This window comes from Hamadaea flava (assembly GCF_024172085.1).
Taxonomy (GTDB): domain Bacteria; phylum Actinomycetota; class Actinomycetes; order Mycobacteriales; family Micromonosporaceae; genus Hamadaea; species Hamadaea flava.
This window is the reverse complement of sequence record NZ_JAMZDZ010000001.1, coordinates 1,538,042-1,549,186: the sequence shown is the minus strand read 5'-3', so window position 1 is coordinate 1,549,186 and position 11,145 is coordinate 1,538,042. Positions and strand designations below refer to the sequence as shown.

The 11,145-nt window shown below is 70.7% G+C and carries 7 protein-coding genes; 5 read left to right on the top strand and 2 right to left on the bottom strand.

Annotated elements, in window-relative coordinates:
• The first annotated feature begins 18 nt into the window (after positions 1–18).
• Positions 19–2,319 (top strand): hypothetical protein, encoded by a 2,301-nt coding sequence (locus tag HDA40_RS07450; RefSeq protein WP_253753310.1) that lies wholly within the window; start codon positions 19–21, stop codon positions 2,317–2,319.
• A 2-nt stretch (positions 2,320–2,321) separates the two neighbouring features.
• Positions 2,322–4,526 (top strand): FAD-dependent oxidoreductase, encoded by a 2,205-nt coding sequence (locus tag HDA40_RS07445; RefSeq protein WP_253753308.1) that lies wholly within the window; start codon positions 2,322–2,324, stop codon positions 4,524–4,526.
• Here the strand turns inward: HDA40_RS07445 and HDA40_RS07440 are convergent.
• Entirely contained in the window at positions 4,508–5,653 is a 1,146-nt protein-coding gene (locus HDA40_RS07440; protein ID WP_253753306.1) for a sensor histidine kinase, read from the bottom strand. The genes HDA40_RS07445 and HDA40_RS07440 overlap by 19 nt on opposite strands.
• Positions 5,650–6,306, bottom strand: coding sequence for a response regulator transcription factor (locus HDA40_RS07435; RefSeq protein ID WP_253753304.1), 657 nt, complete (start codon positions 6,304–6,306; stop codon positions 5,650–5,652). Before HDA40_RS07435 ends, HDA40_RS07440 begins: the two co-directional genes overlap by 4 nt.
• A gap of 86 nt (positions 6,307–6,392) precedes the next feature.
• Here HDA40_RS07435 and HDA40_RS07430 point away from each other — a divergent pair, with 86 nt between their 5' ends.
• From HDA40_RS07430 to HDA40_RS07420, 3 genes are all read left to right on the top strand, one after another.
• Entirely contained in the window at positions 6,393–7,277 is an 885-nt protein-coding gene (locus HDA40_RS07430; RefSeq protein ID WP_253753302.1) for an ABC transporter ATP-binding protein, read from the top strand.
• Positions 7,274–8,266 carry an ABC-2 membrane transporter-related protein gene (locus HDA40_RS07425; protein ID WP_253753300.1) on the top strand — a complete coding sequence of 331 codons (993 nt, stop codon included), beginning with the start codon at positions 7,274–7,276 and terminating at the stop codon, positions 8,264–8,266. The genes HDA40_RS07430 and HDA40_RS07425 overlap by 4 nt, the downstream gene beginning before the upstream one ends.
• Positions 8,267–8,417: 151 nt before the next feature.
• Positions 8,418–11,138, top strand: a complete 2,721-nt coding sequence (locus HDA40_RS07420; protein ID WP_253753298.1) for a beta-L-arabinofuranosidase domain-containing protein — start codon at positions 8,418–8,420, stop codon at positions 11,136–11,138.
• The last annotated feature ends 7 nt before the right edge of the window (positions 11,139–11,145 follow it).

Genomic DNA, 11,145 nt, shown 5'->3' with positions numbered 1-11,145 from the left:
CCTGGAAGGAAACCAGCGATGCTTCGTCGCCGCACCCTCCTGCAAGGCGCCGCCGTCGGCGTGACCGGCGCGGTGCTGCCCGCCGTCGCCGCGCACGCCGATCCGATCACCGTCTCCGCCGACGGCATCACCCTCACCGCCAACGCCGACGGCAGCATCACCGTCGACGACGGAAGCGCCGACCGGATCACCCTGACCCACTTCCTGTTCAAGGACGCCGTCCTGGGCACCCAGCGCACCTTCGGCGGTACGCCGTCGCTGATCACGCTGCCCGACGGCCGCCCGGCCATCAAGGTCGCGTACAAGCTGCCCGCGTCGGCGTCCGCGCTCACGATCACCGGCACGTTCGACGTGACCGGGCATCGGGCGCACCTGCGGTACGACGTCAGCGGCTCGGCCACCCTCACCCCGACCGGGTTCATGATCGGGCGTACCGTGCTGAGTCCGACCGCCGCGGAGGCGTACACGGCGTTGACACGCTGGACCCGCGATGCCGGCGGCGGGATCCCCTACGAGGTCAACGCCGGCGGGCTGTACGCCGAGACCTGGTCCGGCGCCCGCGGCTACTTCCGGCTGGCGGCCACTACGCCGGCGTACACGAATGCGACCTGGCTGCACGCCCCCGGCACCGCGACCGGGACGAGCAGCGCGACCACCGAGGCGACCCTGGTCCTGGGGGAGTTGCGGCCGCAGGCCGCGGCGACCGTCGCCGATCAGAGCGCGCTGGGCGCGGAGATCTGGACCGACCAGGCCTTCAATCTGTGGGACGCGGCCGGTCAGCCGATGGCCGTGCACGCGCAGGTCGTCAACGGCGGAACCACCGCGCGCACGGTCACCATCGGGTTCTGGGCGCGCGACTTCGACGGTGCGCTGGTCGCGAGCCAGACCGTCACCGCCGACCTGGCCGCCGGGGCCGCGTGGAGCGGGGACTTCACGGTGACCGCGCCGCCGCAGGGCATCCTGCTCACCGAGGTCACCGCGACGGCCGGGGCGGACGAGGCGCTGGCCCGCACCACGCTGGCGGTCCTGCCGCCGTACGCCTACCAGGCCGGTCAGGACAGCATGTTCGGCATCGCCAACTACCCGTGGCTGCTCGCCCCGAGCCAGGCCGACGTGGCGAACCTGTTGCGGCGCATCGGCGTCAAGTGGATCCGCATCGCCTACGACGGCGCGCCCGGCATCCCGGTCGCCGACCTCGACGACCTCGGGATCTTCCACAATGTACAGAAGGGCGGCATCCCGATCGGCGGCACCGCCGAGGCCAAGGCGGCCTGGGCGGCCGAGATCACCGCGCTGTGCACCGCCGCCGGCGCGCGCTACTACGAGGCCGGCAACGAGCTGAACCAGCCGTGGATGTCCGGCCAGGGCGCCGCCCAGTACGCCGACGACGCGCTGATCCCGTTGCGGGCCGCGATGGCCGATACGGGCGCGACCTTCAAGGTGATGAACTGCGGGCTCGGCGGGCTGGACTACAACTGGCTGGCGAACTTCCAGGCGGCCGGCGGCTGGCCGCGCATCGACGCGCTCGCCTTCCACCCGGGCCGGGGCAACTTCACCCCGGACTACGCGCCCGACCCGTCGACCTGGACGCAGGGCTCGACCGGCAGCTACTGGAACTTCCTCGGCTCGATCCGCAAGGCGCGTGAGCTGGTCGCGGAGTACGACGCGGCGGCCGGCAAGACGACGCCGACCGAGCTGTGGCTGACCGAGGCGTACGCGTGCACGAAGCCCAACGCTTGGTGGAACGACACCTATCGGCACGCCGCCGAGAACGTCCTGCTGTCCCTGGCGCTGGCCAAGGCCGAGGGCGTCCGCGGGGTCAACTGGTACCAGTTGCACGACAGCACGATCCATCACCCGCAGGCGGCCGAACCGGCCAACGGCGAGTTCCACCACGGGCTCATGAACCGCGACACCAGCGCCAAGCCCTCGCTGCTGGCGTACGCGACCGCCGCCCGGGCGCTCGACGAGGCGACCTTCGACCGCTGGGTGGCCTTCGACGATCCGGACCTGCACGGGCTGGCCTTCAGCACCCCGGCCGGGCCGATGTACGTGCTGTGGAGCCGCAAGGACGGGTACGTCTTGAACGCCGACCATGCCGCCGGGACGAGCGCGTACGCGGCCCAGGAGACATGGGTCGACACGTGGCAGACCAAGACCACGGTGCAGCTGGCCGCCACCCGTACGCACGTCCGCCAGGTCGACTGCGTCGGCCGGGAGACCCTGCTGCCCAAGACCCAGGGCCGGGTCAGCGTCGTCCTCGACGGCGCGCCCCGGCTGTACTACGGACTCTGCACGAACCTCGGTGAGGACTGCTGATCATGCGAAACGAACACGCGCACCACGACGTCACCATCATCGGGGGAGGTCTGGCCGGGGTCTGCGCCGCGATCGCCGCCGCCCGGCTCGGGCGTACCGTCGCGCTGGTCACGAACCGGCCGGTGCTGGGCGGGAACTCCAGCAGCGAGGTGCGCGTGTGGGTGGTCGGGGCCACCGGGCACGGCAAGAACCACTACGCCCGCGAGGGCGGCATCATGGGCGAGCTGTTCCTGGAGAACCAGTACCGCAACCCGGAGGGCAACCCGTACTTCTGGGACGCGGTGGTGCTCGACGCCGTGCGCGCCGAGCCGAACATCTCGCTCTACCTCAACACCGACGTACGCCTCGTCGACGCGAGCGGCCCCGAGGACACCCGGGTCGTCGAGGCGGTCACCGGCTGGATGATGGGCTCGGAACGGCTGATTCGGTTCACCTCGCCGGTGTTCCTCGACTGCACCGGCGACGGTCTCGTCGGGCACCTGGCCGGGGCTCGGTACCGGATCGGCCGCGAGAGCCGCGCCGAGTACGGCGAGCCGTGGGCGCCGGAGGTGGCCGACGACATCACCCTCGGCAGCACGCTGCTGTTCTACACCAAGGACGCGGGGGAACCGGTCCGCTACGTCCCGCCGTCGTTCGCCAAGGACATCACCACGACCTCCATCCCCGAGCGGCGCATCATCAAGGCCGGGGACAACGGCTGCGCGTACTGGTGGATCGAGTACGGCGGCGAGCTGGACACCGTGCACGACAACGACCGCATCCGCGACGAGCTGTGGTCGGTCATCTACGGGATCTGGGACTACATCAAGAACTCCGGCAAGTTCGACGCCGACACGATGACCCTCGAATGGGTCGGCGCGCTGCCCGGCAAGCGGGAGTACCGCCGGTTCGTCGGCGACTACGTGCTCACCCAGCACGACATCCTCGGCCAGACGCCCTTCGACGACCGGATCGCCTTCGGCGGGTGGTCCATCGACCTGCACCCGCCGCAGGGCATGTACGCCACCGAGGCGGGCGCGAAACAGCGGTACGCCGACGGCGTCTACCACATCCCGTACCGCAGCCTGTATTCGGTGAACACGACGAATCTGCTGTTCGCCGGGCGGGACATCTCGGCCAGCCACGTCGCGTTCGGGTCGACGCGGGTCATGGCGACCTGCGCGACCCTGGGTCAGGCGGCGGGGACCGCGGCCGCCCTGTGCGTGGCCGACGGGGTCGGTCCTCGGCAGCTCGATCGGGGACTGCTGCAGCGGACCCTGCTGCGGGCGGACGCCTCGATCATGGGCCTGCCGCTCCTGGGGGACGGGCTGCAGGGCACCGCTTCGGTGACGGCCTCCTCGACACTGTCCACAGTGGCGACAACCGATCCCGGTGAGCCGTGGGCGCTCGCTGCCGACGCGGGGATCGTCGTCCCCGTCGATCCGGCGTTCGACGGCGTACGGCTGCTCGTCTCCGCGACCGAGGCGACCGAGCTGCGGGTGGAACTCCACGACCCGGAGCTGGGCCAGAACTACGTGCCGCGCCGGCTGGTCACCGCGGCGCAGGTTGTCGTGGCGGCGGGGGAGAAGCAGTGGGTGGACGTGCCGTTGGCCTGGCGGCCGGACGCACCCGGCAACGCGTTCCTCGTCGTCGGGGCGAATCCCGCGGTCTCGCTCTGGTCGGCCGGTACGCCGACACCGGGCGTGCTGTGCCTGACGCGAGTCCCGTTGCGCCCGCAGGACGAGACCCCGCAGCTGCTCCGTGAGTGGACCGACGCCCCGCACTTCTGCGTCGACGCCGGCCCGACGACCGCGTACGCGCCGGAGAAGGCGGTCGACGGCTATCAGCGGCCGTTCGGCGGCCCGCACATGTGGGTCTCGGCCGAGCTGCCCGCCTCGCTCACGCTGGACTGGCCGGAGCCGATCACGGTCGCCCGCGTGGACGTCCTCGCCGACGACGACGTCAACGTGGACCTCATCAACCTGCACCATCACCGCACTCCGGACGCGATCATGCCGACGCTCGTCCGCGACTACCGGATCGAGGCGCGGAACGCGGCCGGCGAGTGGCAGGTGATCGTGGAGGTCACCGGCAACCGGCAGCGCCGTCAGGCGTACGACCTGCCGGAGGCGATCGTCACCGACGCGCTGCGGATCGAGGTCACCGCGACGAACGGCGTACCACGGGCGCACCTGGCGGCGATCCGCGTCTACGGCCCGGAAAGCTGATCCGCCGGCTCGGCGGACGGGAACGCGATCTCGACCATGAGCCCGCCACCGGGTCGCGCGGACGCGGTGAGCTGCCCGTCGTGCGCGGCCACGATCGCGCGGACGATCGACAGGCCGAGCCCATGCCGATCGTCGTCGGCGATCCGGTGCAGCCGCTGGAACGGCTCGAACAGGCGCTGCACCTCGTCCGGCGGGATCACCGGCCCGGTGTTCGAGACGACGAGCACCGCCAGCCCGGTGTCGGTCCGCGTCGCGACCTCGATCACGCCGCCCGCCACGTTGTAGTGGAACGCGTTGTCGCACAGGTTGGCCACCAGCCGCGCCAGCAGCGCCGGATCGCCGACGAGCCGAGCCGGGCGGACGGAGGATTTGATCCGCAGCCCTCGAAGCTCGGCGGGCCGGGTCCGGTCCTCGATCGCGCGCGTCACGATCGCCGCCAGATCGACTGGCTCGGCATGGTCCGGGCCGCCGCCGGGTCCGCGTCCGTGCTCGCTGCTGGCGAGGGTGAGCAGCGACTCCAGCAGCCGCCCGCGCTGCCGGTTGACGGCGAGCAGGCGTTCGAAGTTCGCCCGGTACGCCTCCACGGTGGCGTCCGGGTCGATCAGCGGCTCCTCGATCAGCGCGTGCTCGACCGTCAACGGCGTACGCAGTTCGTGCGCGGCGTTGGCGACGAACCGTTTCTGCCCGTCGAGCGCCGCTTCCAACCGGGCGAGCAGGCCGTCGATGGTGTCGCCGAGCTCCGTGAACTCGTCGCGCGGACCGGCCAGGGCCAGCCGTTCGTGCACATTGGATCCGGAGATCTGCTGGAGGCGTCCGGTCATCTGCCGCACCGGCCGCAGCATCCGGCCCGCGTACAGCCAGCCGAGGCCGAGCGACAGCACGGCCATGATCGCCAGCGCGATCCCGCACACGAGTACCAGGTCGGCCCGGAAGTCGAGGAAGACGGCCGGTGGTACGCCCATCGGGCCCGACCCGGCGGGCGGGGCGCCGGCCGGGGCGGGAGCGTCCGCCGGGGGCAGGTCCTGGGCCAGGACGAAGACGATGCCGAGCAGGATCACGCCGGACAGGACGGCCATGACGCCGTAGAGCACGGTGAAGCGGCGGCGAAGCCGGTGCCGGGGCGTCATGACACCCGGTAGCCGGAACGGTTCAAAGTCTCGATCACCGGCGGGTCGCCGAGCTTGGCCCGCAACCGGTTGATCGTCGCCTTCACGGTCGTGGTGAACGGATCGGCCGCCTCGTCCCACACCCGGTCGAGCAACTCCTCCGCCGAGATCACCCGGCCCTGGCCCGTGAGCAGGTATTCCAACACCGCGAACTCCTTCGGGCTCAACGACAGCCGCGCACCGGCCCGGGTCGCGATGCGCTGCGCCGGGTCGAGCCGCAGATCGCCGTGCACGAGGATCGGCGGCGCGGCCGGGGCGGTCCGCCGGCCCACCGCCCGGATGCGGGCCACGAGTTCGGCGTACGCGAACGGCTTGGGCAGGTAGTCGTCGGCGCCGAGGCCCAGCCCTTCGACCCGTTCGGCGATCGTGCTCGACGCCGTGAGCATCAGGACGCGCGTCGGCGCCGCCCGGTCGACGAGGGCGCGGCAGACGTCGTCCCCGTGGACCTCCGGCAGATCCCGGTCCAGGACGACGACGTCATAGTCCACGACGCCGGTGCGCTCCAGTGCGGCCGCGCCGTCGTACGCGACGTCGACGGCCATGCCCTCGCGCCGCAGCACCCGCGCCACCGAGTCGGCCAGCTCCGTCTGGTCCTCGACCACCAGCACCCTCATCGTCCGAGGTTATCGGGGTGGCCGTCACAACGCGGTCACAGCGGCGCGGACCGTGCTGTGACCGCCCGCTGTCTAGAACTGCTCCCATGACACCCATCATCGAGACGCGGGATCTCGGCAAGCGCTACCGCCACAAGGCGGCGCTGACCGACTGCACGCTGCGCGTACCGGCTGGGCGAATCGTGGGCCTGGTCGGCCCGAACGGCGCGGGGAAGTCCACCCTGCTCGGGCTGACCTGTGGCCTGCTCGCCCCCACCACTGGAACCATCGCCGTCCTGGGCGACCGGCCCGCCGCCGGAGCGGCGCAGCTCGCCAAGGTCGGCTTCGTCGCCCAGGACGCCCCGGTGTACGCCGGGCTGTCCGTCGCCGACCATCTGAAGCTGGGCCGGAAGCTCAATCCGCGCTGGGACATGGGCCTGGCCCAGCGGCGCGTGCAACAGCTGGGCCTCGACCCCGCGCAGAAGGCGGGCCGGCTGTCCGGCGGCCAGCGCGCCCAGCTCGCCCTGACCGTGGCCGCCGCCAAGCGCGCCGAACTGCTGATCCTCGACGAGCCGGTGGCCTCGCTGGATCCCTTGGCGCGCAGCGCCTTCCTGCGGGATCTGCTGGAGTTCGTCGCCGAACTGGGAGTCAGCGTCGTGCTGTCCTCGCACCTGCTCGGCGACCTCGAACGGGTCTGCGACCACCTCATCGTGCTGGCCGCCGGTCGCGTACAGCTCGCCGGGGACGTCGGCGACCTGCTCGCCGAGCACTACCGGCTCACCGCCGACCAAGCGGATCCGGCGATGCTGCCGGCCGGTGCGGAGATCGTCCACGCCGACGACTCGGCGCGCGAGACCGCCGTCGTGGTTCGCAGCTCCCAGCCGATCGACGGCGCGGCCCACGCCGACCTCGAAGACGTCGGGCTGGCGTACATGACCCGGGCGGCCATGGCGTCCGTCCGGGGAACGGCGGAAACGGGGGTCCGGCGATGATCTGGCTGACCTGGCGGCAGTTCCGCACCCAGGCGACGGTCGCGGTCGCGGCGCTGGCGGCACTGGCGATCTATCTCGTCATCCTCGGCAACCAGATGCGGCACGCGTACACCGCCGACATCATCGGCTGCCTGCCTGAGGCGTGCACGGCGGCCCGGCGGGACTTCGAGGACGCGTACGGCGCCCCGGTCGCGCTGATCGGCGCGCTGCTCCTCGGCGTACCGGCGCTGATCGGGGTGTTCTGGGGCGCGCCGCTCATCACGCGTGAGCTGGAGGAGAAGACCGACCGGATGGTCTGGAACCAGAGCATCACCCGGACGCGCTGGCTCGCGGTGAAACTCACCCTCCTCGCGCTGGCGAGCATGGCGGTCACCGGGCTCTACAGCCTGCTGCTGACTTGGAGCGCCAGCCGCTACGACCAGCTCATCGGGGGCCGCTTCGCCGCGCTCACGTTCGCGTCGCGCAATCTGGTGCCCATCGGGTACGCCGTCTTCGCGTTCCTGCTCGGCACGACGATCGGCCTGCTCGTCCGGCGTACGCTGCCCGCCATGGCGGTGACCCTCGCCGTCTTCGCCGTCGTCCAGGTCGTCCTGCCGATCGCCGTACGCCAGCACCTCATGTCGCCGGTGACCACGACCGTCCAGCTGGACCAGACGGCGATGGAGCGCTCGGACTTCATGGGCGTCGGACCCGACGGCGCCCGGATCGACGGCTACACCGCACCGGGGGCGTGGTCGCTGACCACCACGAGCAAGCTCTACAGCGCCGACGGTACGCCCTACACCGCCGCGCAGTCCGAGAAGTGCCATGGGACCAACCAGCAGGAGGACATGGCCTGCACGGTCGCGCAGAACATCCACTTCAGCTACACGTACCATCCGGCCGATCGGTACTGGCGGTTCCAGTGGATCGAGCTGATCCTCTTCGGCGGCCTGTCGCTGATCCTCGCCGGATTCTGCCTCCTCCGCATCCGCCGCTACTCCAGCTGACCCGCCGGCCGCCCCACCCGGGCGCTGGATCAGGGATCCGGGTCGAATCATGGCGCAAGATTCGACCGAGAACCCTGATCCAGCGCCCAAAGCCGCGTACCGACGAAACAAGGGGGTTGACGGATGTGGATGTGAGCGTTAACACTCCCGTATGCCCTCGTTCCCGCTCAGTCGCCGGGGTCTGTTCCAGGCCGCCGGGGTGACCGCCGTCGCCGCCGTGCCCGCCCTGGCCGCGACCGCAGCCCACGCCGCGACAGTGCCGCCCGCGCGTTCCGACATCGGTGTCGGCGCGTACGCCTTCGACCTCGGCCAGGTGCAGCTGACCTCCGGCCGCCTGCTCGACAACCAGAACCGGACGCTGGCCTATCTGCGGTTCGTCGACGTCGACCGGCTGCTGTACAACTTCCGGGCCAACCACAAGCTCTCGACGAACGGCGCCGCCGCCACCGGGGGCTGGGACGCGCCGACGTTCCCGTTCCGCACCCACGTCCAGGGCCACTTCCTGACCGCCTGGGCGCAGGCGTACGCCGTCCTCGGCGACCCGACCTGCCGGGACAAGGCCGCGTACATGGTGGCCGAACTGGCCAAGTGCCAGGCGAACAACGGCACGGCCGGATTCGCCGCCGGCTACCTGTCCGGCTTCCCGGAGTCGGATTTCACCGCGCTGGAGGCGGGCACGCTGTCCAACGGCAACGTGCCGTACTACGTCATCCACAAGACCCTCGCCGGGCTGCTCGACGTGTGGCGCTGCCTCGGCAGCACGCAGGCCCGCGACGTCCTGCTCGCGCTCGCCGGCTGGGTCGACACGCGTACCGCGCGGCTCAGCTCGACGCAGTTGCAGTCGGTGCTCAACACCGAGTTCGGCGGGATGAACGAGGTCCTGACCGATCTGTACCAGCAGACCGGCGACGGCCGCTGGCTCACCGCCGCCCAGCGGTTCGACCACGCCGCCGTGTTCACCCCGCTGGCCGCCAACACCGATCAGCTCAACGGCCTGCACGCCAACACCCAGGTGCCCAAGTGGATCGGGGCCGCCCGGGAGTACAAGGCCACCGGCACGACCCGGTATCGCGACATCGCCGTCAACGCGTGGGCGATGACCGTCACCGCGCACAGCTACGTCATCGGCGGCAACAGCCAGGCCGAGCACTTCCGGCCCGCGAACGCCATCGCGGCGTACCTGAACCAGGACACCTGCGAACACTGCAACAGCTACAACATGCTCAAGCTGACCCGGGAGCTGTGGCAGCTGTACCCGGATCAGGCGGCGTACTTCGACTTCTTCGAACGGGTCCTGCTCAACCACGTCGTCGGCGCGCAGAACCCGGCCGACAGCCACGGCCACGTCACCTACTTCACCCCGCTCAACCCCGGTGGCCGGCGAGGAGTCGGCCCGGCCTGGGGCGGCGGCACCTGGAGCACCGACTACACGACGTTCTGGTGCTGCCAGGGCACCGGCGTCGAGGTCAACACCAAGCTGATGGACTCGATCTACTTCTACAACGGCACCACGCTCACGGTGAACCTGTTCGTCCCGTCCGTGCTGACCTGGTCGCAGCGCGGCATCACGGTCACCCAGACCACGACCTACCCCGTCGGCGACACCACGACGCTCACCGTCACCGGCAGTGTCAGCGGCTCCTGGTCGTTGCGCGTACGCATTCCGGCGTGGGCGTCGGGCGCGACGGTCAGCGTCAACGGCACCGTCCAGAACATCACCGTCACCCCTGGCGCGTACGCGACGATCACCCGGTCCTGGACGTCCGGCGACACGGTGACCGTACGCCTGCCGATGCAGCTCGCCGTACGCCCGGCGAACGACAACGCGGGTGTGGTCGCGCTGACCTACGGCCCGTCGGTGCTGGCCGGGAACTACGGCAGCACGACGCTCCCGGCCCTTCCGGCGCTGACCACCGCGTCGGTCACGCGTACCAGTACCAGTTCGCTGGCGTTCACCGCGACGGCCAACGGCGCCACGGTCAACCTCGGCCCGTTCTCCGACGCCCACGGCTTCAACTACACCGTCTACTGGAGTACGGACCCCGCGAGCTATCGCCTCGTCAACGCGGCCAGCGGGCTCGTGCTCGGCGTGCGGGACATGTCGACCGCCGACGGTGGCCTCGCCTTGCAGTGGACCGACAGCGGCACCGCCGACCACAATTGGGAGCTGATCGTCGACGGTTCAGCCGTACGCCTGCGCAACATCAACAGCGGCAAGGTGCTCGGCGTACAGAACATGTCCACAGCCGACGGCGCGATCGTGTTGCAGTGGACCGACAACGGCACCGCCGACCACCGGTGGACGATCGTCGACAATGGCGACGGTACGCACAAGCTCCGCAACGCCAACAGCGCCAAGCTGCTGGGCATTCTGAACGGCTCCACCGGCAACGGTGCGCAGGCCGTCCAGGACCCGGACAACGGCACGGCCGACAACCTGTGGCGGTTCGTTCCCAACGGCGCTCGGCGCATCCAGAATCTCGGCAGCGGGCTCGTCCTCGGCGTACAAAACATGTCCACTGCGGACGGTGGGCTGGTCGTGCAAGGGGGTGACAACGGCACGGCCGACCACCTGTGGACCGCGGTCGTCGACACCGGGGGGTATCTGCGGCTGCGCAACGCCAACAGCGGCAAGGTTCTCGGCGTGGAGGGCGCGAGCACCGCGAACGGCGCGCGAGTGCTGCAGTGGGCGGACAACGGCACCACGGACCATCGCTGGCGGCTGCGGTACGGCGCGAACGGCTACTTCCGCATCCAGTGCGTCAACGGCGGCCGGGTGCTGGGTGTCTCCGGCGCCTCGACCACTGCGGGCGCGCAGGTCGTGATCTGGGACGACAACGGCACCAACGACCACCTGTGGCGGTTCGTCTAGCGCGACC